We start from the raw sequence: 22,421 nt of genomic DNA on the forward strand, positions 1-22,421 counted from the left end.
CGATTGAGCCCGGTATTGTCGCCATCGGCGCCTGATCCGCTTCAGCAGGGCGCGCGCATCTTGGCGCAATCCGCAGGGCGTGGTATTTTCCGGGCAACCGGGGAAGGCCATGCCACAACATCGCAGCAACTGGATCACGGCGCAGGACATGGTGCGGTCACGCGCCTGGCGCTATGGCTACGAGGATTTCCGTCTTGGCGCGCCGCTGCATTTCGCCGGGCACCGCAACAAGGCGCTGGCCTATGAATACGGGCGGCTGACGGCCGCGTTCCTCAAGAGCCAGGGCCGGCAACTGACCAGAATATCGACCACCCGCCCGCTCAACGAGGCTTATGTGCCCGATCTGACCCATGCGTTGATGGACTGCGTGCAGTCATTCTCAGCCGATTACGACAGGACCGCCCGGGGCGATCAGTCCAGCCCCCTGCGCCCGTCATAGAGCGCGTGCTGGCAACCGGTACGCAACACCTGAAGCTGCGTGGCGAACGTGGTTCCGGAGATCAGCAGGCCGCCGCCGGCTTGGCACCCCGCGTCCGTTATGCGCGAAATGGTGCCGAATTCCCCTGTTTATTTCCTTGGGAGACGGCATGTTATTGAATAACATCGCGGCAAGCCCGAGGTAACGGGCGTGAATTACGAGGCAAAGACCATGAAAAATACCAAGAAACCCATCCTGCTGTTTGCGGGCGCATCCCTGCTGATGGCGACCGCCTGTACCGATCCCGGCTATGTCGGCGGCGGACAGCAGAACCCCAACCAGAAAACCGGGCAAGGCGCGTTGATCGGCGGCCTGGTCGGCGCAGGGCTTGGGGCAATCGTCAGCGACGACAAGGGCAAGGGCGCGCTGATCGGCGGCGTGGCCGGGGCAACCGTCGGCGCCGGGATCGGCTATTCGCTGGACCGGCAGGAGGCCGAACTGCGCCAGCAACTGGATAATGACGGTATCACCATCACCAATACCGGTGATCGGCTGATCCTGAGCATGCCGCAGGACATCCTGTTCGCGACCGACAGCTTCCGCGTCAGCGGCGGGCTGCGCAGCGACCTGCTGAAGGTGGCGGCAAGCCTGAACCAGTATCCGCAATCGACCGTTCAGGTCGTGGGCCATACCGACAATACCGGCTCGGCGGCCTATAACCAGGATCTGTCCGTGCGCCGCGCCAACGCGGTGGCCGATGTGCTGATGGATGGCGGCGTGGCGTTCAACCGCATCAACGCCTTCGGCCGCGGCGAGGATCAACCGATCGCGTCGAACCTGACCGAAGCGGGCAAGGCCCAGAACCGCCGGGTCGAGATCGTGATCCTGCCGACCGCCTGATCCGGCACCGGACCTATTCGCACCCCCGGCGGGCGAGGCCCGGCCGGGGATGCTTTTGCCCACCGTTGATTTATCGAGTGCGCAGATGCGCACGCTCGATCTCTCGTTGTCGGCCTCCGGCCTCCGCCTCGGGGACAGGGGCGGAGGCGACGCAAGAAACCACCGGGCGGGCTGGCGGCAGGAGTTGGATGATCCAGGGCACCCTGATAACCTGCCCCACATGCACCCGTTACTCAGCCAGGACCAGATCGACATCTATCAGCGTGACGGGGTCGTGCTGATACGCGGGCTGTTTGCCGATCACGTCGAGACCTTGCGCGCAGGCGTCGAGCGCAACATGGCCGCGCCCGGCCCCTACGCGGCGGAGAACCTGCATCGCCACGAAGCCGGGCGGTTCTTTGACGATTACTGCAACTGGCAACGCATTCCCGAATTCCGCGAGGTGATCGAGACCTCCGCCGCGGCCCAGGTCTCGGCCGAACTGATGCAATCGGAAACCGCGCAGATGTTTCACGATCATGTTCTGGTCAAGGAGCCCGGCACCTCGAAACCGACGCCCTGGCATCAGGACGGCCCTTATTACTTTGTCGAGGGGCGGCAGACGATCAGCCTGTGGTGCCCGCTGGACCCGGTACGCGAGGCCTCGCTCAGATGCGTGGCGGGTTCGCATCTGTGGGAAAAGCCGGTGCTGCCGACCCGGTGGCTGAGCCAGGAGGATTTCTATGCCGGAGCCGATGACTACATGCCCGTGCCGGACCCGGATGCCGAGGGCATGCGCGTGACCGAATGGGAGATGGCGCCCGGCGATGCGGTGGCGTTCAATTTCGGTATTCTGCACGGCGCCCGCGGGAATGAAACATCACAGCGCCGCCGGGCGTTTTCTTTGCGGCTGGTGGGGGACGACGCCCGCTATACCGAGCGTCCGGGTCCGACCTCACCCCCCTTTCCCGGACATGGCATGACCCAGGGCCAACACCTGCGCCAGGACTGGTTTCCCCGGGTGTGGCCGTGCGGCTGATCGTGCCGGTCAGACCTCTACCAGATCGTAGTGCTTGATACTGCGCGCCTGCACCATCACCGCCTCTTCCGGCAGGATATGCGGATTGGCGTAATCCTCGCCCACAAAGGCGACAAGCGCCTCGAGGCTTTCCCAGACCATCACCATGCAGAACTCGGTCGGGCTTTCGGATCGCGCCGCACCGAACGTCACGCTGTGCAGCCCCTCGGTGCGCTGCATCAGCGGGATGGCGGTATCGTGGAAAAACCGGCTGAATTCCTCTTCCTTGCCCGGATGGGTCGTCACCTGGAATACGCGAATGATCATGGCGTCCCCCTCTTCTGTGACCGCGAGTATAGCACATCACGCCGCGGGGCCGATTTGCCAAGGTAGCGATTACCTGACTTGATCTCACCCTGCCCAACGGGCCAGACTGGAGGAAAACAGGCCCCGAAGGGCCGAACGGGGGAAAGTGCATGCGCCTCTTGGGGTATATGGTTGCCTATCTGATCATCGGCTTTGCGCGGTTCATCACGGCGGTGCGCGGCAACTGGCGGGACGAGGCCCCGCGCGACGTGCAGACCATCTATTTCGCCAACCATACCAGCAATGGCGATTTCATCCTGGTCTGGGCGGTGCTGCCGCCGCGCCTGCGATGGAAAACCCGGCCCGTGGCCGCCGCCGATTACTGGCTGACCTCGCCCATCCGCAGTTACATCGGGCGTCAGGTGATCAACGCCGTGCTGATCGACCGCCGCCCCGAGGCGCGGGATCGTGACCCGGTCGACCAGATGGTCGAGGCGCTGGATGGCGGCGCCAGCCTGATCATCTTTCCCGAGGGCCGGCGCAACGACACCCAAGAGGCACTGCTGCCGTTCAAGACCGGTATCTATCACGTCGCCCGCAAACGGCCGGACATCCGGTTTGTCCCGGTCTGGATCGAGAATCTCAACCGTGCCCTGCCGCGCGGCGAGGTCATTCCCATCCCCTATATATGCACCTGTACTTTCGGCGCGGCGATCCATCTGCAGGACGGCGAGAACAAAGAGGCCTTCCTGACGCGCGCCCGTGAGGCCGTATTGGCGCTCTCGCCGGATGCAACCCCGGAGATGGCGCATGGATCATGAGACCCTGATGATCCTGATGATCGGCGTGCTGATCGTGCTGGCAGTGGCCTCGCTGATCGGCGGGGTTCTGGCGATGCGCGTGGGCGACGGGCCGAACCGATCGGTGGTCGAGAACCTGAATGCGCGGATCTGGGCCTGGTGGGTGATGGTGGCCCTGCTGGGCCTGGCGTTCCTGTGGGGGCGCCCCGGGGTGACGATCCTCTTTGCCATCTGCTCGTTCAACGCCCTGCGCGAGTTCATCACCCTGACCAATGCCCGGCGTGCCGACCACTGGATGCTGGCGGCGGTGTTCTTCGTTGTGCTGCCGCTGCAATACGTGCTGGTCTATACCGACTGGTACGGCTTCTATACCGTGCTGATCCCGGTCTATGTCTTCCTGCTGAAACCGGTGATTTCCGCGCTCAGGGGCGAGGTCGAAGATTTCCTGATCCGCGTGGCCGAAGTGCAGTGGGCGGCCATGGTCACGATCTACTTCGTCAGCCACGTTCCCGCGCTGCTGAGCCTCAATATCCCCGGTTTCGAGGGGCAGAACATCCAGTTGGTGGCCTTCCTCATCATCGTCGTGCAGGCCAGCGACGTGCTGCAATATGTCTGGGGCAAGCTGATCGGCAAGACCCGGATCGCGCCGTCCCTGTCGCCGTCGAAAACGGTCGAGGGTTTTGTCGGAGGGGTTGCCAGCGCCACCCTGCTGGGGGCCTGCCTGTGGTGGATCACGCCCTTTGCGTTCTGGCAGGCGGGGATCATGGCGCTGATCATCGCGCTGATGGGGTTCTTCGGCGGGCTGGTCATGTCGGCGATCAAGCGCGACAGGGGCGTCAAGGACTGGGGCGATGTCATCACCGGCCATGGCGGGTTCATCGACCGGCTGGATTCGGTCATCTTCGCGGCGCCGATCTTCTTCCACCTGACGCGCTTCTGGTGGCACGTGTGATCTCTCGCCTGGCGCAGAGCCCGGCCGTGCATGTTGCGGTGGGTTTTCTGGCGATGGGCGGTTGGGCGTTTTATGCCAACGCCGCTCACCCAATGCCAAAACCCGTCCTGGCGGGCCTGATCCAGGGGGCGCTGTCCGGGGCAATCACCTATGTGCTGAAACGTAGCCTTGACCGATTGCGGGCAAGGATGGCGCGCGGGCGGGGATGGTGGTTTCCGCCGGTGATCGCGCTGGCTTGCTCGATCAGCCTCCTGCTGGGCGCGCATTGGCTTGCCCGCACACCCGAAATCCTGCGCACGATCAGCGTTCCCTTCTCGGTCGCCAGCCTCTACGCGATCATCTACAATTTCCTGATGTGGAGGAGCGAAGCCCGATGACAGACCGACGTCCCATCGCCAGCCGCGACACCGGCTGGGCGCGCTGGCTAACGAGGGCACTGGCGCGGCGTTCCGTGACACCTAACCAGATTTCCATCGCCAGCATGGGGTTCGCCACGGCGGCGGGTCTGTGCCTCTGGCTTGGGGCCGGGGCCGAGGGCTGGCTGCGGATCCTGTTGCTGCTTGGTGCCGCGCTTTGCTGTCAGCTTCGGCTGATTTGCAACCTGATGGACGGGCTGGTCGCCGTCGAGGCCGGCAAGGGCACGCCCGACGGCGCCTTCTGGAACGAGGCGCCGGACAGGGTTTCGGACATGGTGATCCTGGCCGGCCTGGGCTATGGCACCGGGATGCCTTCGCTCGGTTGGGCAGCCGCCGCGATTGCGATCTTGACCGCCTATATCCGCGAACTTGGCCGCGCCACGAGCGGGGAGAACGATTTCTGCGGTCCGATGGCGAAACCGCACCGCATGGCCGCGGTCACGCTCGCCGCCGTGATTGCGGCGTTCTGGAGTGCGGCACCGATCCTGCAAGCCGCTCTCTGGATCATCGCCATCGGCGGGGCCGTGACGGTGATACGGCGCAGTCACCGGATCATCTCACGGCTAGAGCAGGGCTGAAGCCCAGCCGGATCAGCCGGCAATCATCTCGGCCTGTTTCACGATCACCTCGGCCTGCTTGATCGACGCGATGTCCACCAACCGGCCCTTGTAGACAGTGGCACCCTCGCCCTTGGCCTTGGCCGCTTCCATTGCCGCCAGGATTTCGCGCGCTTCCTGCACCGCCGCGTCCGAGGGTGTGAAGACCTCGTTCGCGAGGGCGATCTGCTTCGGATGGATCGCCCATTTGCCGACCATGCCCGAGGTTGCCGCCCGGCGCGCCTGCGCACGGAAACCGTCATCGTCACTGAAATCACCGAACGGGCCGTCGACCGGCAGCAACCCGTGGGTGCGACAGGCGGCGACGATGGCGGTGGTGGCCCAATGCCACGGGTCCGACCAGTATTTCTGACCCTCCCGCAGCATGTAATAGTTCTCCTGCGTTCCACCGATACCCGTGGTCGCCATGCCCATCGACGCCGCGAAATCGGCCGCGCCCAGGCTCATCGCCTGCAGCCGGGGTGAGGCGGCGGCGATCTCCTCGACATGGGCGATGCCGGCGGCGCTTTCGATGATGACCTCGAAACTGATCGGTTTCTCGCGGCCCTTGGCCCGTTCGATCGAGGTGACAAGCGCGTCAACCGCATAGATGTCACCGGCGCAGCCCACCTTTGGAATCATGATCTGATCCAGCCGGTCCCCCGCCTGTTCCAGCAGGTCGACCACGTCGCGATACCACCAGCCGGTATCAAGCCCGTTGATCCGCACGCTCAGATACTTGTTGCCCCAATCGACCGTGTTGATCGCCTCGATCGTCTGGCTGCGCGCCAGATCCTTGTCCGTCGGCGCCACCGAATCCTCGAGGTCGATATTGATCACATCCGCCGCGCTGGCCGCCATCTTCTCGAATAGCTTGGCGTTCGAGCCGGGTCCGAACAGCTGGCAACGGTTCGGGCGGGCCGGGGCGGGCGGTTGCAGGCGGAAGCTCATGATGGGAATCCTCTCGGTAACGAAATTGCGCTTGATGTTGCGCAATCGGTATTAAATTGCGCGGCAAGCCGCAAGGTCATTTTGCACGCGCAGCATCGGCCGGGCGCGACGCCATTCGTCGCAAACAAGACTGACGTGGCAGACCGCCCCTGCAACGCTGACGGAAAAGGCAGGAGGCAACATGCAGCGCGCACTATTCGAAAACTGGGCCCTTTTCCTGGGTATGCTGATGCTGATGGTCGCCAACGGTCTGCTGGTCACGCTGTTGTCGATCCGCGGCGCGGGGCTGGGGTTTACGCCGATGACGATCTCGCTGATGCAGGCCTGTTATCCGCTGGGCGCGCTCATCGGGACGATCACGGTACCGCGCCTGATCGAGAAGGTCGGCCACATCCGCGTCTTCTCGGCGCTGGCGTCGATCGTGTCGGTGGCGGCAATCATCCACCTGCTGACCAGCGATCCCGTCAGCTGGAGCGCCATGCGTTTTCTGGCCGGGGTCTGTTTCCCGGCGCTCTACGTGGTCACCGAAAGCTGGCTGAATGCGAAATCCGAAAACCGGATTCGGGCACAGGTCCTGTCGGTCTATTTCATCATCCAGACACTTGGCCCGGCACTGGGAACAGCCCTTGTGGGTTTCCCCGACCCGACCGGCAACCTGATGTTCGGCATCGTTTCGATCCTGATGTCGCTGTCGATCGTGCCGCTGCTGCTCTCGGGCAACCGTGCGCCGGAATATTCCGCACCCGACAGGATGACGGTGGCACGCCTCTACCGGGTGTCGCCAATGGCCGTCCTGGGCATCACCTGCATGAGCATCGGCGTATCGGCCTGGTTCATTGCGCTGCCGCTCTATGCGTTGCAGCAGGGCTTCACCGAGGCGCAGGCCTCGGGGGCGCTGGTGGTGGCGATGATTGCTGCCGGTATCGTGCAATATCCCGTGGGCTGGATTTCGGACAATACCGACCGGCGCTATGTCGTGATCGGGCTGAGCGTGATTTCCGCGATAGCCGCGCTGTGGATGGCGCTGGATACCTCGCCATCGCGGATCGTCATCGGGTTTGCGGTAATCGCGGCGATGACGCTGCCGGTTTATTCGATCCTTGCCGCCCATGCCAATGACCAGCTCAGCCCCGGGCAGGTGGTGGCGGCCAGCGGGGCAATGGCGTTCCTGATGCAGTTCGGACAGGTCTTCGGTATGTTGCTGGGGCCGAATGTGATCGGCCTGGCCGATGGACGCGGCCTGCAATTGCTGGTTGCGGTGCTTGGCATCCTTGTTGCGCTCATCGCCATTGCCCGCCGGGTCAGCCGCGAAGCACCCGAGGAAACCGGCGAAGTGCTGGCAACCGGCGTGCTGGGGATGGCGCAGCCCGGCCGCCTGCAGGCCGAGGTGATGGCGGCGTCCGAGATGGATATGAAAGAATAATTGTGCATGATTTACTAGATTCTTCGAACAAACTCCTGCCATTTCTGAATTCCGAGGCGATTTCGACATGAATTCGCTTTGGGTTTATCGGAAACTACCGCGACACTGATTCCGGCTGGGGGATAATGCCATGATCGAGACACCGTATCTTCTGTTTCTGGGCGACGCGCCCGATATGCTGGCCGCCAAGGTGGCCATCGGCATCCGCGACTGGCGCCCGGAAAATGCGGTGGGTCAGATCCGCTTGCCGGGCTGCGGCGCCGATCTGGGCCTGACCGAGATGACGCTGGCCGAGGCCAAGGAGGCGGGCGCGCGCACCCTGGTGATCGGTGTCGCGAACCGGGGCGGGGTGATCTCGGCCGCGTGGAAAGAGGTGCTGATTCAGGCCCTGGAAATGGGCTATGACTTGGCCTCGGGCCTGCACAACCTTCTGCGCGACGAGGGCGATCTGGTCGCCGCCGCGCAGACCTATGGCGGCACGCTGCATGATGTGCGCGTGCCCACCGTGGGTTATCCGATTGCCAATGGCGTCAAGCGAACCGGCAAGCGTTGCCTGGCCGTGGGCACCGACTGTTCCGTCGGCAAGATGTACACGGCGATGGCGATGGAGCGGGACATGCACGCGCGCGGGATGAAAGCCACCTTTCGCGCCACCGGCCAGACGGGGATCCTGATCACCGGTCACGGCGTCCCGCTGGATGCGGTGGTTGCCGATTTCATGGCCGGGTCGGTCGAATATCTGACACCTGACAATGAAGCCGATCACTGGGACATGATCGAAGGGCAGGGCAGCCTGTTCCACGTTTCCTATTCGGGCGTGACCATGGCGCTTATCCATGGCGGTCAGCCCGATGCGCTGATCCTTTGCCACGAACCCACGCGTGAGCACATGCGCGGCCTGCCGGGTTACAAGCTGCCCAGCCTGGAACGGCTGCGCGACACCGCGCTGCCGATCGCTCGGGTCGCCAATCCCGATTGTCAGGTGGTCGGCATCTCGGTCAACACCCAGCACCTGGAGGAGGCGGACGCCCGCGCCTATCTGGCGGAGGTCGAAGACCGGATGGGCCTGCCCGCGACCGACCCCTATCGTTTCGGCTCGGACAAGCTGGTGGACGCGCTGGCGGCTTTGTGATCTGAAAGACAGCGCCTGTGGCATCTGTCGGATGCCTCCGGCGGGAGTATTTCCGGCAAGATGAAGGAGCGGACACCGTGCAGATTTCCGTAACCCGCGACGTGTTCAGGCTGGCGCAGGTCTTTACCATCTCGCGCGGGTCGCGAACCGAGGCGAAGGTGCTGACAGTGCGGATCAGCGATGGCGGGCATGAGGGCCGGGGCGAATGCGTGCCCTACGCGCGATATGACGAGACCCTGGAAAGCGTGACTGCACAGATCGAGGGGCTGCCCGCAGAAGTCTCGCGCGCCGCGCTTCGTGATTTGCTGCCCGCGGGCGCGGCCCGCAATGCCGTGGATTGCGCGCTGTGGGATTTTGAGGCCAAACGCGCCGGGAAGCGGGTCTGGGAGCTGGCTGGCCTGCCCGCCCCGAAGCCTGAGATCACCGCCTATACCTTGTCGCTGGATGAGCCGGAGAAAATGCGGCAGCAGGCGGCGCAGAACGCTTTTCGCCCGTTGCTGAAGATCAAGCTTGGCACGCCGGATGACATGCCCCGGCTGGAAGCGGTCCGGGCCGGGGCGCCCGGATCGACCATAATCGTCGACGCCAACGAGGGCTGGAGTGCCGAGGTCTATGCCGAGCTCGCGCCGCATCTGGTTCGGCTGGGTGTCGCCCTGGTCGAGCAGCCGCTGCCCGCGGGGGCAGATGAGGCGCTGACCGGCATGGAGCGCCCGGTGCCCGTTTGCGCCGACGAGAGCTGCCATGACCGTACCAGCCTGCCCGGACTCTGGGGAAAATATGACGTGGTCAACATCAAGCTCGACAAGACCGGCGGGCTGACCGAGGCCCTGGAATTGCGCCGCGCCGCGCTGGAAGAGGGCTATAAGGTGATGGTGGGCTGCATGGTGGGCTCATCGCTTGCCATGGCCCCTGCCACGCTGCTGGCGCAGGGTGCGATGGTAACAGACCTTGACGGGCCGCTTCTTCTGGCCGAAGACCGTCAGACACCCCTTAGGTTCGACGAAGCCGGCGTGCACCCGCCCGATGCCGCGCTTTGGGGATGACGCGCAGGGTTTGGCCGAAACACACTTGGGACCGCGAAACGAGATATGGGACTAGCAATCACGGTTGGCGTACTGGCCGATCTATCCGCTCGGGATCCCGAGGGTGCCGGCTGGATCCGAGATCAATTCAGCGCGGTAAACGCGGCGCTTGCCGAAGCAGGGCTTCCGCAACACCAGGAACCAGAGGATTGCCCGATCTGGTCTGCGGAGGGCTATGGCTATTCCGGTCTGCATGCCTTGCGCGAAGTGGCCGGGTTGACCTGGAAGGAAGATCGACCGTCGGGAAACCCGCGGTCGGACGGAAAGACCGGCAGCGCGGAAGAAGAGTTATTCGAGGAGAGCCTGCCCTACCTGCTTGGCGAAACGAAACCATCCCTGTGGAAGCGGCTTTTTGGCGTAACATCGGAAACGGCGCCACCGCCATTCATCCATCTGGTTGCCCATTCTGATGCGGAAGGTTTCTATATTCCGATAGAGTTTCCGATACCCGTTTCACCCGAAACGATCGCGGATGAGACCGCATCCATCTGGCCCTTGGGGTCGGTTCAGGGACTGCATGAAGAACTTCGGTGCCTGGCCGAGGTCCTGGAAATACCTCATGACCTGCAAAGCGATGACCCACTTGTCGAAACGCTTTTGGAAGACGGGGGTAAACCGGACGCGGAAGCGCCGTGGCAGCGACAACTCATCGCGTCGCATTCGCTTTTGATACTGAGGGAAGCCTGCACCCGTTCTTTCGCTACGGGTGCCGCGATCCACTTTGGATAAACGGAACAATAACGCGCATCGAGACGATGCAATCAGGAGAACGACATGACCCGCACAGTTTACGTAAACGGACAATACCTACCCGAGACCGAGGCCACCGTTTCAATCTTTGACCGGGGTTTCCTGATGGCGGATGGCGTCTATGAGGTGACAAGCGTTCTGGGCGGCAAGCTGATCGATTTCGATAGCCACCTGAAACGGCTGGAACGCTCTCTGAACGAGCTCGACATGCAGAAACCCGGCGAATTCGGCGATCTGCTGGACATTCATCGCGAGCTGGTTCGCGTGAACGAGATCGACGAGGGGCTGATCTACCTGCAGGTCACCCGTGGCAGCGATGGCGACCGTGATTTTGTCTTTCCCGCGGCCGACACGAAGCCCACCGTCGTGATGTTCACGCAGAACAAGCCCGGCCTGGCGAATTCCGAGGCCTCCAAGAAAGGCAACCGGGTCATCTCGATCGAAGATATCCGCTGGGGCCGCCGTGACATCAAGACCGTGCAGCTGCTTTACCCGTCGATGGGCAAGATGATGGCCAAGGCGGCCGGGTGTGACGACGCCTGGATGGTCGAGGATGGCAAGGTGACCGAGGGCACCAGCAACAACGCCTATATCGTCAAGAGCGGCAAGATCATCACCCGCGAACTGTCCAATGATATTCTGCACGGCATCACCCGCGCCGCCGTATTGCGCTTTGCCCGCGAGGCGCAGATGGTGGTGGAAGAGCGCAGTTTTACCATTGACGAGGCGAAAGAGGCGGACGAGGCCTTCACCACTTCGGCCAGCGCCTTCATCATGCCGGTGGTGGAAATCGACGGCGTTCAGATGGGTGACGGCACCCCCGGACCGGTATCGAAACGGCTGCGCGAGATTTACCTGGAGGAAAGTCTGAAAACTGCGATCTGATCGTGTTGGCGCCGGGCCTATTTTCGGCGGATACCTTCGGCAACTGGATCAGCGTCGTTTCACTACGACGCCGTATTGCGCATAGCCGCGATACAGGTGGCTGAACCGGACATTCGCGCCAAGGTCTCGTGCGATCTGAGCAAGTACACGCTCCAACGCCAGGCGTGGGCTTACGTGGAACCTGCGCAACCATTCGTTCAGCGCAGTTCCGAACCAGTCCGGCAGGCCCTGCTGATCTGAGAAATCGACAACATGCAGTTCTCCGCCCGGCCCGAGATGCGCGCAGGCCATTCGCAGCGCCGCCTCCCAATCCGGGATCATCGATATCCCGTAGGATACGAAGATCCGGTCAAAGCTGCGGCGGCGGAACAGCTGGTGTCCGTCGAAACCGCACGCATCGGCTTCGGCCAGTTGAATATGATCGGCCAGTTTGCGGCGCGCGGAGCGAAGCATCTCGGAAGAGATATCGAGACCGTAAAACGCGCAATGAGGATACCTGCGCTGCGCGACCTGCAGGTTTCGGCCCGTGCCGCAGGCTATTTCCAACACATGCGACCCTGGCGCCGGATGGAGTTCGGTGATCAGGTGATCGCGTCCCAACAGGAAGTATTTTCTGGTCAGATCGTAAATCTGTCGCTGGTTCCGATAGGTCTTGTCCATCAGATCAGCATGGTTTTCAGAAGCCGTATCGAGCATCGGGGTCAGCCTGTGAAACGATAGAGGTGGAAAGCGCCGTAAATCGCCGACCGGTCCTGCGCGCTGCCCAGAGCCGATGCGTCAGGATCATATGACCAGCGATTGAGAAGCGATGCGTCGACCCGACCCGGCAGTATATCTTCGGTACCGCCGGTACGGAAGATGACGCGCGCGCCCGGGCTGGCCGTCCGGGTGATTTCGCGCCAGAGCGCATTCAGTTGCCCGTCGTTCATCCAGTCCTGGGCGTCAAGCAACGCGTAGCACTGCTTCGATCCGCTTGGCGAGGCTGCCAGTAGATCGGTCAGCGACTGGTTTACGATCCGACCGCGGCAGGCATAGTCTTGCAGGGCCGCGAAGTTCCCTGCCCTGAGATAGGGCGGCAGCGACGCGTCGGGGCTTGGATCATAGCACCGCGCAAAGGCTTGCCATGCAAAGTAGTTTTCGCGAACTGGAAAATCGCAGGCCAGCTTGCGCACCCGCTCGCGCAGAACGGGCAGCACGCTGCCATCCCCATCGGCAGCAAGTTTGTCATATTGTGCCGGAGGAATGCCCAGGCCGAACAAGGCGGCCCGAAAACCAGCCAGTTTCTTCACCAGCCACATATCGAACAGCGGCGCAATCTGCGTGTCGAAGAAGGCCTGCTGTTCCTCCAGACTGCGTGCCGTCAGCAGCGGTGTGAAATCCACACGTCCCAGCCGGCCGACCAGATGCACCGCCCCCAGGAAGCGGCCCAGCAGGCCGTGACGGTAGAGACCGTTCTGGAACACAGAGATCCTGCGCCGGAAAGGCGCCCGAGCGTCCCAGTAGGTGCGGGTGTCCACGTCCAGCTTGTCGCGCAGGTACCGCGCGTAAAGCGCCCGGTTGCTGGCCATGTCGGCCCGGGCAAAAAGCTGATAGAAAGCCGCGAAATCCGTCAGGTGTTGCGCAGCGGCCAGCTTCAACCGTCCAAGCGCAACATGCGCCGGCGACAGATCGACGGCGGTGACCGATGCCGGACCCGCGGTCAGGTATGACATCATGTTGCAGCCGCCAGAGGCGATACAGACCACGTTATCGTCCCCGGTGATCTGCAGTGCCTGCATGTCAACGACTGGATCCTCCCAAATCTGGGGATAAACCAGCCCGAGGAAGAGGCGGGAAAACAACTGTTCCAGATACCCGGTTGTAGCATCCGGCTTTTGCAAGACAGCAGCGTCGAGCCGGGCAATGGCAGACGCGGTCACGGGGCGTGCTTCCTCATACATTTCCAAGTTGCTCGTCTTTTGGGCGTGTGCCGAGGGTGCGGCCGCTCTGGCGCGGCCTCCGGGCGGTATGTTCCCAGTCGATCAGTTCGAGACTGCCGTTATCCAGTTCGACCACGGCGGTGCAGCTTTCGACCCAATCGCCGGTGTTTACATAGGCGACACCATCTATGTCGCGCACTGCCGCGCTGTGAATATGTCCGCAGATAACGCCGTCATAGCCGCCACGCCTGGCTTCGGCGGTCAGGACCGATTCATACTCGCTGATGAAATTGACCGCCTGCTTGACCTGATATTTTGCCCATTTCGAGAGCGACCAGTACTGGCCACCCCACAGCCAGCGCATCCGGTTGATGCGGGTATTCAGCCAGAGCATGAACTCATAGGCGCTGTCCCCAAGATGGGCGAGCCATTTGGCGTGCATCACGACCGAGTCGAACTGATCGCCATGGGTCACAAGGTAGCGGGTACCGTCAGCACTGATGTAATCGGCGCTATGGACGACCTCGATCCCGCCGAAATGCGTGCCCTGGTAGGATCGCAGGAACTCGTCGTGATTACCCGGGATCAGGATGATCGCCGCGCCGTCATGTGCCTTGTCCAGCAGGGCCTGAACCACGTCGTTATGCGCCTGCGGCCAAAGAAATCCCTTTCGCCGGATACGCCAGGCGTCGATGATGTCACCGACAAGGTAGTAGGTGTCGGCCTCATGGGTTCGGAGAAATTCCAGCAGAAGATCCGCCTGGCAGCCCGGCGTCCCCAAGTGAATGTCAGACAGGAATATGGTGCGGTATTTCACTCTGCTCGACCCGCTGCGCTATTATGGCTTCGGGATAGCAACTCCCTATAACAGAAACGTGACGAAAATTATTTTTGAAGTTCCAGGCGTTCTTCTGACGACCCGCTAGCGTTCACCAGTTTCCGATGGGCGATCGACTACCCCATAGCCGCGCCACCGGTCGCCTTGCGGGCATGGGCATTCCCTTGTAGAGCGTCATTGCCTCATCGGTCTTCGCACACCGGATACCGGGCCACGGCGAAGCTGCCAGGGCTGGCCGTCACCGTCCCGTCCGCAATCCTGGACCAGCCTGCCAATGACCCGGACGCCGCGTTCACGACAAAGCGCCAAGCAAACGAACAGAGACATAGATGGACGCGATTGTAGTTCCCGATTTCATTGCCTTCACGCTTGGCATGATTGTCTACTTCATTGGTGCCGGGCTGACGCGCCGCTATGCCCTGCTGCGCAATTTCAACATACCAGAGCCCGTATCGGGCGGGCTTGCGGTCGCGATCGTGGTCTGGATCGCGCATCTGGCATCGGGCCGCGAAATCACCTTCGAGCTTGAGACCCGCGATGTGTTGCTGACCCTGTTCTTCACCACGATCGGTCTGAACGCCAGGTTCTCAGAGCTGTTGCGCGGTGGTCGGCCGCTGGCGATTCTGCTGGCGCTGACCCTTGCCTTCATGGTGCTGCAGAATCTTGTCGGCCTGTTCGGCGTGACGGCTTTCGGGCTGCCGGCCGCAAGTGCCGTTCTGGTCGGCTCCGCCTCGCTGATCGGCGGGCACGGCACCGCAATCGCCTGGGGGCCGGAGATAGCCGCCCTGGGTGTCGATGGCGCCGCCGAGATGGGCATCGCCGCGGCAACAGTCGGGCTGATCCTGGCGGCGCTGGTCGGCGGGCCGATCGCCAGGCTGCTGATCGAAAGGCGCAAGCTGACGCCGCGAGACGAGGACGCCGATCACATCGTCGGGGTCGCGAATGAGTCCGGCGATGCCCCAAAATTCGGCTACGTTGCGCTGATGCACACGCTGTTGACGGCGAATGTCGCGATGATTGCGGGATATGTGATCAACCTCCAAATCGCCGCGATGGGCGTGAAACTGCCGCTCTTCGTGCCCTGCCTGATCATGGGCATCCTGATCGCAAACCTTCAACCGCTGCTCTTGCCGAAGCTTCCGGGCGTGACGGGGACACCGGTTCTGGCCTTGGTCTCGGATTTCACGCTCAGCGTGTTCCTGTCGATGTCGCTGATGAGCATGAAACTTTGGACCCTGGCCGGGCTGGCGGGACCGCTCTTTGCCGTTCTGGGTGCGCAGGTCGTGCTGACCGTGGCGTTTACGGTCTTTGTGCTGTTTCCCGCGATGGGAGCAACCTATCGTGCCGCGGTCCTGGCCGCAGGTTTCGGTGGTTTCGCCCTTGGCGCCACGCCCACCGCCATCGCCAACATGACGGCGGTGACGAAACGCTATGGCCCCGCGCCGGTTGCATTCATTATTCTGCCGTTGGTTTCCGCGTTTTTCGTGGATATCGCAAACGCCTTCATCATCCAGCTGTTCGCGTCGTTGTGAACTGCGCGGCGATGACATGGCGCAGCCGGGGCGCGCGCCAGCCTCGTAACGACGTGCAACTTAGGCCTGCCGATCCTGGTGTCGGCGGGCAGCGCGCTACCGCAACAGGTCTTCCAGCTTTCTGTACCAGCTTTGCCGGTCGGCCCCGTGCCTGAAGCCTAGGTTGTATAGCTTGGTCATGTAGACCGGATCAAAGAGTTCGCTTTGCTCTGCGTCGAAGTCCGGCGGGATAACCAGGCCGTTGACGCGGAAACCATCGCGCTTGGCCAACGCCAGAATGCGCCCGATATCCCCCCGCGTTTGCGACTTGATAAGCAGATTGACCGTTCGCGAAACCAGGCGCGGCAGGCGCGTGTTCTGTGGTTCGTAATTCGGCCATATGCTTTTGTTCTGGATTATCCAGATCGTATTGCGCCGCCCTTCGAAACCGGTTTCGCGCAATATCCGGCGCATCGGCACTTCGAGCGGATAGACAAAGACCTCCTGCGTCAGGCCGCCATCGACATGAAGCTCTTCGCGAATCTCGGTGCCGTCGGTGACCTGAATCGGAACCGGCTTGAACAGGATTGGGATCGAGGCCGAGGCAAGCACGATATTCCTGATAAGCTGGTTGGCTTCCGGGGTGCCAAGCTGCGCGAGTTCACCGATATCCCAGATGATCGGCCGTTCGGCGTCAATATTCGTCGTCCCGATCAGAAGTTCCGCACCGCCTGCCGCCCTGCGCCCGATGGCCGCGATCACCTCATCGGTCAGTTCGCGTTCGATCGCGGCCGCCAAGGGGGCGCTGTCGGCGACATATCCGCCATCAATCAAGGCGCCCAATATCCGGAATCTAGCAATTTCACGCGTTCGTGTCTGGGTATAGAACCGGCGCAGAGCCTGGTCGTATTCCGGTCCCAGAAAGGCGAAGGGGGCGATGATCGCACCTGTCGAAATTCCCGTCACGATATCGAATTCCGGTCTTGTGCCGCTCTGGGTCCAGCCGGCAAGGACACCCGCGCCAAAAGCGCCGTCCGGCCCTCCGCCGGAAAGCGCGAGTATGTTCAGGCCGTCTGATTTGGGAAACCGCCGAAGCGCCGCGCGGTATTCCGCAATCAGGGCATCGACATCCAGGTCGAACGCGTCACCATAGGTCCGGATCGTGGGGGGCACGCCAACCGGATGAAACGCCGCCACGCGCTTTTCCGGCACCGCAATCCTGCTGCGGTCATGTATCGAGCAAGCGGCCAGAACGCACATCGCCAGCAGCAGCGCGGCCCGCCGAAGGCACATCCCGAACGTCATCGTTCTGCAGCGCCGCCTTGTCGCCTGCCAAGCCACATGCCGCTAGGTCGCTTTCCGCCGGCCTTGCAGGAACAGGACGTAATAGAAAACGGGCGCCGCGATCAGGGTGAGAATCGAGGCAAAGGCCAGCCCGCCCATGATCGTTGCCGCCATCGACTTGAAGAAGGCATCGAACACCAGCGGCATCATCCCCAAAATCGTCGTCGCGGCGGCCAGGATCACCGGGCGCAGACGCGATGTCGATGCGGTCACGATCGCCTTGTCCAATGGCCAATCGGGCTTGTCCGCGCGCACGTTGTCGATCTCGTCGACCAGCACGATACCATTCTTGATCAGCATACCTGACAGCGACAGCAGGCCCAGCAGGGCGGTGAATGTAAATGGCAATCCGGTTCCCAGCAGCGCCAGGCTGACACCGTTGATGCTCATCGGGACGAGCAGCCAGATGATCAGGGTCTGGCGCAGGGCATTGAACAGCAGCACCGTGATCAGCACCATGATGATCAGGCTCATCGGCAGCTGCGCTGCCAGGCTTGCCTGGGCGTCTGTCGAGCTTTCGTACTCGCCCCCCCATTCCATCCGGTAGCCTGCAGGCAGCGGCGTCGCCTCGATGATGTCCTGAATTTCACCCTGGACCTGCGCGGCGGTGAAATCGGTGGGTATCTCGGCCTCGACGGTGATCGTATAGACCCTGTCGCGCCGCATCACGAGCGTGTTCTGCGGCTCGAATATCAGCCCGTCGGTGACCTGGTCGAAGGGAACGAAATCGCCGCCACTTTCGGAATAGACGACGTGATCGGTCAGCGCGATACCGGATTGGGACGGCGTCCGCAGGACAATCGGTATCTGGCGTTCGCGTTCACGATAGACGCCCGAGCTGATGCCCTCGGTCGCAAAGCGCAGCGTATCGGTGATGTCATCGCGGGATATGCCGGCTTCTTGCGCGCGGTCATCCGCATATACGGGCCGCAGCACCTGCTCCATTTCCCGCCAGTCGACACGCGGGGACACGATATTGTCCGACGTGTCGGTCAGCGCCCTGATCGCGCCGTCGGCCAGGTTCCGCAAGACTTCCGGCTCGGGCCCCGAATAACGAACCTGGATCGGCGCCCCGCCACCGGGACCGAACGCCAGCCGTTTCGCCCGGAACTCGCCCTGCGGCAATGCTGTGCCGGCAAATTCCTTCATCTTCGCGATCAGGGGCGCAATCGTTTCGATGGTCCCGGTACGCACGATGATGTGGCCATAGCTGGGGTTGGGGTCTTCGGCGTCGTAGGTCAGCATGAACCGGGCCGCGCCGCCGCCCACATAGGCCGTGTAGGAAACCGCCTCTTGCTGTTCCGCCAGCCAGTCTTCGAGGATACCCAGGTCGCGCGATGTTTCGTGAATCGACGCCCCCTGCGGCAGCTTGTAATGGACGAAGAACAGCGGCGTGTTGCTGTCGGGAAAGAATTGCTGCTTGATCTGGCCGAACATCGCGAAACACGCAAAGGTCACCGCGATCAGCCCGGGGATCACCAGCCACCAGAATTTGAGACATGCCCGAAGCGTGGCCCCGTAGGCGCGGAACAAAAGCCCGCCATAGGCGTCTTCTTCCCCGGCGCTGCCCACCTTGAAGAAGTAATGCCCCAGAAGCGGCGTCACCGTCAGGGCCAGAACCCAGGACAGCAGCAGCGAAATACCGATCACCGCGAAGAGCGAGAACAGGAATTCACCGGTGGCGTCCGGGCTCAGCCCGATCCCGGCAAATGCCATGATCCCGATCACCGTCGCCCCCAGCAGCGGGATCTGCGTCTTGCGGCCTGCCTCTTGGGCAGAATCGCGCGACGACTGGCCGTGGGCCATCGAAATCTGCATCCCCTCGGCCACCACGATCGCATTGTCGACCAACATGCCCATTGCGATGATCAGCGCGCCCAGCGAAATGCGCTCCATCTCGATCGAAAAGAACGCCATGAACAGCAAGGTTCCGACAACCGTCAGAAGCAGGGTCGTGCCGACCACGATCGCGGCACGCCAGCCCATGAAAAGCGCAAGTACGATGACAACGATGCTGACCGACATCGCGAGATTGACCAGAAAATCGTTCGACGCGGCATCGACCACGACGTGCTGCTGATAGATCGGGCTCAGCGTTACGCCAATCGGGATCTGCGGCTGAAGCTCTGCCAGCTTGGCATCAACCCGCTTGCCGACATCGACGATGTTTTCCGTGCTGATGCCGGAGACGCCCAGCGTGAAAGCGTCGATTCCATTGTGACGAATATAGAGGCTCGGGTTCTGTTCGCGCGTCCGGTGCACATGCGCGAAATCGCGGATGTTGAGCACCTCGCCGCCGACACCCAGGGCAAGGCCGGCAATCTCGGTCACGCTGTCCTTGCCTTGTGGCGCCTGGATCAGCGTCCGTCCCTCGACGCTCTGCAGCGAGCCGCCGTCGATAACCGTATTGGCGCCTGCAAGCGCGGACTGGATCGCGGCCGGGGCAACATTCAGATTGGTGGTCAGGACCAGATCCGGCTCGACATAGATGATTTCGTTGGGAACCCCCGAAAGCTCCACATCGGCCACGCCGTCAACGGCCAGTATTTCCCGCCTCAGAAACGTCGCCAGGTCATAAATCTCGCCATTCTCGTACCCCGGCGCCGAAACAGCATAGTACAGGCCGTAAACATCGCCGAAAGTGTCATTCACGAAGGGTGCGGATGTTCCGGCGGGCAATTGTGCCTCGCCCACGCGGTTCCGGAGTTTCGTCCAGATTGCCGGTAATTCCGTGCCGTCGAATTCATCCTTCATGTCCACCTTGATCCGGGACTGGCCAGGCTGGTTCATGGACTCGATCTCCTTGACCTCGCCCATCTTCTGGATTTCTGATTCCAGCGGTTCGGAAACTTCCCGTGCCACCTGCTCGGCGGAGGCGCCGGGATATTGTGTCACGACCACCGCCGTCTTGATGGTGAATGCCGGATCCTCCAGACGCCCGAGCGAGAGGAAGCCCCAGATGCCGCCAAGCAGGCAGACCAGGATGACGATCCAGGTGTAAAGTGGCCGGTCGATTGATGCGCGCGCGATATCCATGAGGTGATCGTCAGTTCGCAAAGCCGGCGAAACGTCGGACGCGGTCGCCGGATTCGAGTTGCGTTACACCGCTGGCCACGATTGCCTGACCATCGACGAGCCCGGAAATGACTTCGGTTGCGCCGAATTGCGTTGGGCGGATTTCAACCGGAACCGAGGTGACGACGCCAACGCCGTCCTCTCCATCCTCAAACACCATCACATGCGTCGATCCGTCGTTCGATGTCGCCACGGCAGATGCGGGAATGATGATGCGCCTGTCACCGCTCTTGATGTCCACCGTGACCGTGACCGATGAACCGGGCAGGACAACAATGTCCTTGGGTGGCGCCATTCCCAGCGTTATCTGAAATGTCTGGCCCACCTGCGAAGTCTCGGCATTGAATTCTCGCGGTTCCAGCCGGTATTGCTTCTCGCTTGCTGGGAATTTCGCCTGAAGGTCGACGGCCGGGTCGCGACCGGCCTGCTGAAACAAGATCTCAGGCACATCGATTTCAACGCGCAGCTCTGACATGTCATGCAACCGGACAATCGGCGTGCCGGCATCAACGGTGGAAAAGTTTGCCACGTTCCGGGTGGCCACCAAGGCATCAAAGGGCGCATGAAGCTCGGAATGCCGCAGTGACCTCTGCGCGTCACGCACAGCAATATCCGCCAGTTCCGCCGCCGTCCGCGCATCGTCGACCGAAACCTGGCTGACCGTGTTGCTGTCCTTCAGCGTCTCAAGCCGTTCAAGTGTTCGCTCTGCCTGTTCCTTGTTCGCGATCGCCTGATCAAGCGCCAGCTCGAACGGTTCGGCATCGAGTTTTGCAATCAGATCACCCTCGCGGATCGTCTCGCCTTCGATTGCCGTCAGGTCGACCAGTTGTCCGCCGACCTGAAACGCAAGATCGACCGTTTCCTTGGCGACGACACGGCCGAAAAACTGGCGGGTGACGTCACCGCTTTGCGACGAGACGGTGATGATTTTCGCAAGTTTAGGGGCGTCCTGTGCCTGTGCGACCGAAGCCAGACCGATAGAGGCAGCTATGACAAACTTCTGAAAATGGCTCATTTGCGTATCTCCAGACAAGATATGCTGCCAAGTAACTCGAATCGGTTGGCCGGGCAACCGCCATGACCATCCGAAAGCCTAGTTCCCGTCCTCAGCCCAGCTTTTCCGGAACGCCCCTGGCGATTTTCCATAGCGTTTTCTGAACCGTAGCGAAAGTTGCGATGAACTGCTGAAGCCGGTGGCGATGGCGATCTCATTCACCGACATCGCGGTCTCGTTCAGCAGGGCATGGGCCCGGGCCACCCGTTGTTCGATGTAGAACTGCGCCGGGCTGAGGCCGACATGGCGCTTGAAAAGGCGTTCAAGCTGGCGGCGCGATATCCCCGTCTGTTGTGCCAGCTCGTCGATCTCGACCGGAGATTCCAGGTTTTTCTCCATGAATTGCATGGCGGCGATCAGGTGTGGGTTGCGGCTGCTCAGCCCGACGGAATAGGCCGATTTCTGCGGCGCCTCGCGGCTGTCGCTGCGATGATGAATGCACATGTCCGCCACGACAACGGCCAGATCCTTGCCGTGATCCTGTTCGATCACTGCCAGCATCATGTCGGTGGCCGCACTGCCGCCACCACAGGTCATCAGACCCCTGTCGTTTTCATAAAGATTGCCGGTGGGTTCCAGCCCGTCGAAGCTCTCCCTGAAGGCTGGCTGGTTCTCCCAGTGCAGGGTAAAGCGCCTGCCATCCAGCAGCCCGGCCTTGGCCAGGGAAAATGCCCCCGTGCAGATGCCCCCGACCTGGCAGCCAAAGGCACGCTGGCGGCTGATCCAGGCAACCGCCTTGCTGCTGACGCTGCCGGTGGGCTCGGTCCCGGCGCAGACAAAGGCGACGGCGTTTTTTGGCACGTTTTGCAGGCCCGAATCCGGCGTGATCAGGATCCCGTTGGAGCACCGCACCGGCGCGCCGTCCTGTGACATCACGAACCAACGGTAGAGTTCACTGTTGGCCACCTGGTTGGCCACCCGCAGCGGCTCGACCGCCGAGCTGAAGGCCAGCATGGTCAGGCGCGGCAGCAGCAGGAAATAGAAATCCCGGGGCGGGCCGTCGAAATCCACGCGAAAACTGGCGGCGCCCCTGGGGACAAAGCTACGCTTGGTCATCCGGGAAACTTATCGG

Annotated in this window: 22 protein-coding genes; 13 read left to right on the forward strand and 9 right to left on the reverse strand. The window is 62.2% G+C overall.

From position 1 onward, the window contains the following. Window positions 1-109 precede the first annotated feature (109 nt). From AAFO92_RS01335 to AAFO92_RS01345, 3 genes are all read left to right on the forward strand, one after another. Window positions 110-439 carry a hypothetical protein gene (locus tag AAFO92_RS01335; RefSeq protein WP_347532681.1) on the forward strand — a complete coding sequence of 110 codons (330 nt, stop codon included), beginning with the start codon at window positions 110-112 and terminating at the stop codon, window positions 437-439. A 210-nt stretch (window positions 440-649) separates the two neighbouring features. After that, window positions 650-1,318 carry an OmpA family protein gene (locus tag AAFO92_RS01340; RefSeq protein WP_347532682.1) on the forward strand — a complete coding sequence of 223 codons (669 nt, stop codon included), beginning with the start codon at window positions 650-652 and terminating at the stop codon, window positions 1,316-1,318. A gap of 220 nt (window positions 1,319-1,538) precedes the next feature. Then, a complete protein-coding gene (locus AAFO92_RS01345; RefSeq protein ID WP_347533346.1) occupies window positions 1,539-2,336 on the forward strand; it encodes a phytanoyl-CoA dioxygenase family protein in 798 nt (265 codons plus the stop codon). Between the two features lie 9 nt (window positions 2,337-2,345). Here AAFO92_RS01345 and AAFO92_RS01350 read toward each other — a convergent pair whose 3' ends face one another. Beyond that, window positions 2,346-2,642 carry an antibiotic biosynthesis monooxygenase gene (locus AAFO92_RS01350; protein ID WP_347532683.1) on the reverse strand — a complete coding sequence of 99 codons (297 nt, stop codon included), beginning with the start codon at window positions 2,640-2,642 and terminating at the stop codon, window positions 2,346-2,348. Window positions 2,643-2,791: 149 nt separating this feature from the next. On the opposite strand from AAFO92_RS01350, the gene AAFO92_RS01355 reads away from it, so the two are divergent. From AAFO92_RS01355 to AAFO92_RS01370, 4 genes are read left to right on the forward strand one after another with little or no spacing between them, the layout of a single operon-like run. Next, entirely contained in the window at window positions 2,792-3,442 is a 651-nt protein-coding gene (locus AAFO92_RS01355) for a lysophospholipid acyltransferase family protein (protein WP_347532684.1), read from the forward strand. Further along, a complete protein-coding gene (locus AAFO92_RS01360) occupies window positions 3,432-4,373 on the forward strand; it encodes a phosphatidate cytidylyltransferase (protein WP_347532685.1) in 942 nt (313 codons plus the stop codon). The genes AAFO92_RS01355 and AAFO92_RS01360 overlap by 11 nt, the downstream gene beginning before the upstream one ends. After that, window positions 4,361-4,750, forward strand: coding sequence for a hypothetical protein (locus AAFO92_RS01365; protein ID WP_347532687.1), 390 nt, complete (start codon window positions 4,361-4,363; stop codon window positions 4,748-4,750). Before AAFO92_RS01360 ends, AAFO92_RS01365 begins: the two co-directional genes overlap by 13 nt. Further along, window positions 4,747-5,367 carry a CDP-alcohol phosphatidyltransferase family protein gene (locus tag AAFO92_RS01370; protein ID WP_347532688.1) on the forward strand — a complete coding sequence of 207 codons (621 nt, stop codon included), beginning with the start codon at window positions 4,747-4,749 and terminating at the stop codon, window positions 5,365-5,367. Before AAFO92_RS01365 ends, AAFO92_RS01370 begins: the two co-directional genes overlap by 4 nt. A 12-nt stretch (window positions 5,368-5,379) precedes the next feature. On the opposite strand, the gene AAFO92_RS01375 is transcribed toward AAFO92_RS01370, so the two are convergent. Further along, window positions 5,380-6,336, reverse strand: coding sequence for an L-malyl-CoA/beta-methylmalyl-CoA lyase (locus AAFO92_RS01375; protein ID WP_347532690.1), 957 nt, complete (start codon window positions 6,334-6,336; stop codon window positions 5,380-5,382). A 181-nt stretch (window positions 6,337-6,517) separates the two neighbouring features. Between AAFO92_RS01375 and AAFO92_RS01380 the strand changes: the two genes are divergently transcribed. The 5 genes from AAFO92_RS01380 to AAFO92_RS01400 all read left to right on the forward strand — a co-directional run bounded on the left by AAFO92_RS01380 (window position 6,518) and on the right by AAFO92_RS01400 (window position 11,608). Continuing rightward, the gene (locus tag AAFO92_RS01380) at window positions 6,518-7,759 is read left to right on the forward strand and encodes an MFS transporter (protein ID WP_347532692.1); all 1,242 of its coding nucleotides are present in this window, start codon (window positions 6,518-6,520) and stop codon (window positions 7,757-7,759) included. Between the two features lie 130 nt (window positions 7,760-7,889). After that, window positions 7,890-8,891 (forward strand): N-acetyltransferase DgcN, encoded by a 1,002-nt coding sequence (dgcN, locus tag AAFO92_RS01385; protein WP_347532694.1) that lies wholly within the window; start codon window positions 7,890-7,892, stop codon window positions 8,889-8,891. A gap of 77 nt (window positions 8,892-8,968) precedes the next feature. Next, complete coding sequence (dgcA, locus tag AAFO92_RS01390; protein ID WP_347532695.1) at window positions 8,969-9,934, forward strand: N-acetyl-D-Glu racemase DgcA; 966 nt, start codon at window positions 8,969-8,971, stop codon at window positions 9,932-9,934. A gap of 45 nt (window positions 9,935-9,979) precedes the next feature. Then, complete coding sequence (locus AAFO92_RS01395) at window positions 9,980-10,702, forward strand: hypothetical protein (protein WP_347532697.1); 723 nt, start codon at window positions 9,980-9,982, stop codon at window positions 10,700-10,702. A 45-nt stretch (window positions 10,703-10,747) separates the two neighbouring features. After that, a complete protein-coding gene (locus AAFO92_RS01400; RefSeq protein ID WP_347532699.1) occupies window positions 10,748-11,608 on the forward strand; it encodes a D-amino-acid transaminase in 861 nt (286 codons plus the stop codon). A 48-nt stretch (window positions 11,609-11,656) separates the two neighbouring features. Here the strand turns inward: AAFO92_RS01400 and AAFO92_RS01405 are convergent, their stop codons facing one another. The 3 genes from AAFO92_RS01405 to AAFO92_RS01415 are packed head-to-tail and all read right to left on the reverse strand — an operon-like array spanning window position 11,657 to window position 14,344. Continuing rightward, entirely contained in the window at window positions 11,657-12,304 is a 648-nt protein-coding gene (locus AAFO92_RS01405) for a methyltransferase domain-containing protein (RefSeq protein ID WP_347532701.1), read from the reverse strand. Between the two features lie 5 nt (window positions 12,305-12,309). Further along, window positions 12,310-13,527, reverse strand: coding sequence for a DUF3419 family protein (locus AAFO92_RS01410; protein WP_347532702.1), 1,218 nt, complete (start codon window positions 13,525-13,527; stop codon window positions 12,310-12,312). 13 nt (window positions 13,528-13,540) lie between these two features. Further along, the gene (locus AAFO92_RS01415) at window positions 13,541-14,344 is read right to left on the reverse strand and encodes a UDP-2,3-diacylglucosamine diphosphatase (protein ID WP_347532704.1); all 804 of its coding nucleotides are present in this window, start codon (window positions 14,342-14,344) and stop codon (window positions 13,541-13,543) included. A gap of 350 nt (window positions 14,345-14,694) precedes the next feature. On the opposite strand from AAFO92_RS01415, the gene gltS reads away from it, so the two are divergent. After that, window positions 14,695-15,897, forward strand: a complete 1,203-nt coding sequence (gene gltS / locus AAFO92_RS01420) for a sodium/glutamate symporter (RefSeq protein WP_347532706.1) — start codon at window positions 14,695-14,697, stop codon at window positions 15,895-15,897. Between the two features lie 96 nt (window positions 15,898-15,993). Here the strand turns inward: gltS and AAFO92_RS01425 are convergent, their stop codons facing one another. The 4 genes from AAFO92_RS01425 to AAFO92_RS01440 all read right to left on the reverse strand — a co-directional run bounded on the left by AAFO92_RS01425 (window position 15,994) and on the right by AAFO92_RS01440 (window position 22,405). Beyond that, on the reverse strand, window positions 15,994-17,181 hold the full coding sequence (locus tag AAFO92_RS01425; protein WP_347532707.1) for a patatin-like phospholipase family protein: 1,188 nt from the start codon (window positions 17,179-17,181) through the stop codon (window positions 15,994-15,996). A 42-nt stretch (window positions 17,182-17,223) separates the two neighbouring features. Then, window positions 17,224-20,256, reverse strand: a complete 3,033-nt coding sequence (locus tag AAFO92_RS01430; RefSeq protein ID WP_347532709.1) for an efflux RND transporter permease subunit — start codon at window positions 20,254-20,256, stop codon at window positions 17,224-17,226. 10 nt (window positions 20,257-20,266) lie between these two features. After that, window positions 20,267-21,310 (reverse strand): efflux RND transporter periplasmic adaptor subunit, encoded by a 1,044-nt coding sequence (locus AAFO92_RS01435; protein ID WP_347532711.1) that lies wholly within the window; start codon window positions 21,308-21,310, stop codon window positions 20,267-20,269. A 78-nt stretch (window positions 21,311-21,388) separates the two neighbouring features. Then, window positions 21,389-22,405: a GlxA family transcriptional regulator gene (locus tag AAFO92_RS01440; RefSeq protein WP_347532713.1), complete on the reverse strand. Its 1,017-nt coding sequence runs from the start codon at window positions 22,403-22,405 to the stop codon at window positions 21,389-21,391. Window positions 22,406-22,421 lie beyond the last annotated feature (16 nt).

This window comes from Roseovarius sp. CAU 1744 (assembly GCF_039839345.1).
GTDB lineage: Bacteria > Pseudomonadota > Alphaproteobacteria > Rhodobacterales > Rhodobacteraceae > Roseovarius.

Bases quoted from the DNA above. Each gene is read 5' to 3' on its own strand.
- AAFO92_RS01370 (WP_347532688.1), top strand. From the start codon at position 4,747: ATGACAGACCGACGTCCCATCGCCAGCCGCGACACCGGCTGGGCGCGC.
- AAFO92_RS01355 (WP_347532684.1), top strand. From the start codon at position 2,792: ATGCGCCTCTTGGGGTATATGGTTGCCTATCTGATCATCGGCTTTGCG.
- gltS (WP_347532706.1), top strand. From the start codon at position 14,695: ATGGACGCGATTGTAGTTCCCGATTTCATTGCCTTCACGCTTGGCATG.
- AAFO92_RS01360 (WP_347532685.1), top strand. From the start codon at position 3,432: ATGGATCATGAGACCCTGATGATCCTGATGATCGGCGTGCTGATCGTG.
- AAFO92_RS01335 (WP_347532681.1), top strand. From the start codon at position 110: ATGCCACAACATCGCAGCAACTGGATCACGGCGCAGGACATGGTGCGG.
- AAFO92_RS01405 (WP_347532701.1), bottom strand. From the start codon at position 12,304: ATGCTCGATACGGCTTCTGAAAACCATGCTGATCTGATGGACAAGACC.
- AAFO92_RS01340 (WP_347532682.1), top strand. From the start codon at position 650: ATGAAAAATACCAAGAAACCCATCCTGCTGTTTGCGGGCGCATCCCTG.
- AAFO92_RS01425 (WP_347532707.1), bottom strand. From the start codon at position 17,181: ATGACGTTCGGGATGTGCCTTCGGCGGGCCGCGCTGCTGCTGGCGATG.
- dgcN (WP_347532694.1), top strand. From the start codon at position 7,890: ATGATCGAGACACCGTATCTTCTGTTTCTGGGCGACGCGCCCGATATG.
- AAFO92_RS01435 (WP_347532711.1), bottom strand. From the start codon at position 21,310: ATGAGCCATTTTCAGAAGTTTGTCATAGCTGCCTCTATCGGTCTGGCT.
- AAFO92_RS01350 (WP_347532683.1), bottom strand. From the start codon at position 2,642: ATGATCATTCGCGTATTCCAGGTGACGACCCATCCGGGCAAGGAAGAG.
- AAFO92_RS01375 (WP_347532690.1), bottom strand. From the start codon at position 6,336: ATGAGCTTCCGCCTGCAACCGCCCGCCCCGGCCCGCCCGAACCGTTGC.
- AAFO92_RS01430 (WP_347532709.1), bottom strand. From the start codon at position 20,256: ATGGATATCGCGCGCGCATCAATCGACCGGCCACTTTACACCTGGATC.
- AAFO92_RS01345 (WP_347533346.1), top strand. From the start codon at position 1,539: ATGCACCCGTTACTCAGCCAGGACCAGATCGACATCTATCAGCGTGAC.
- AAFO92_RS01395 (WP_347532697.1), top strand. From the start codon at position 9,980: ATGGGACTAGCAATCACGGTTGGCGTACTGGCCGATCTATCCGCTCGG.
- AAFO92_RS01440 (WP_347532713.1), bottom strand. From the start codon at position 22,405: ATGACCAAGCGTAGCTTTGTCCCCAGGGGCGCCGCCAGTTTTCGCGTG.
- AAFO92_RS01400 (WP_347532699.1), top strand. From the start codon at position 10,748: ATGACCCGCACAGTTTACGTAAACGGACAATACCTACCCGAGACCGAG.
- AAFO92_RS01380 (WP_347532692.1), top strand. From the start codon at position 6,518: ATGCAGCGCGCACTATTCGAAAACTGGGCCCTTTTCCTGGGTATGCTG.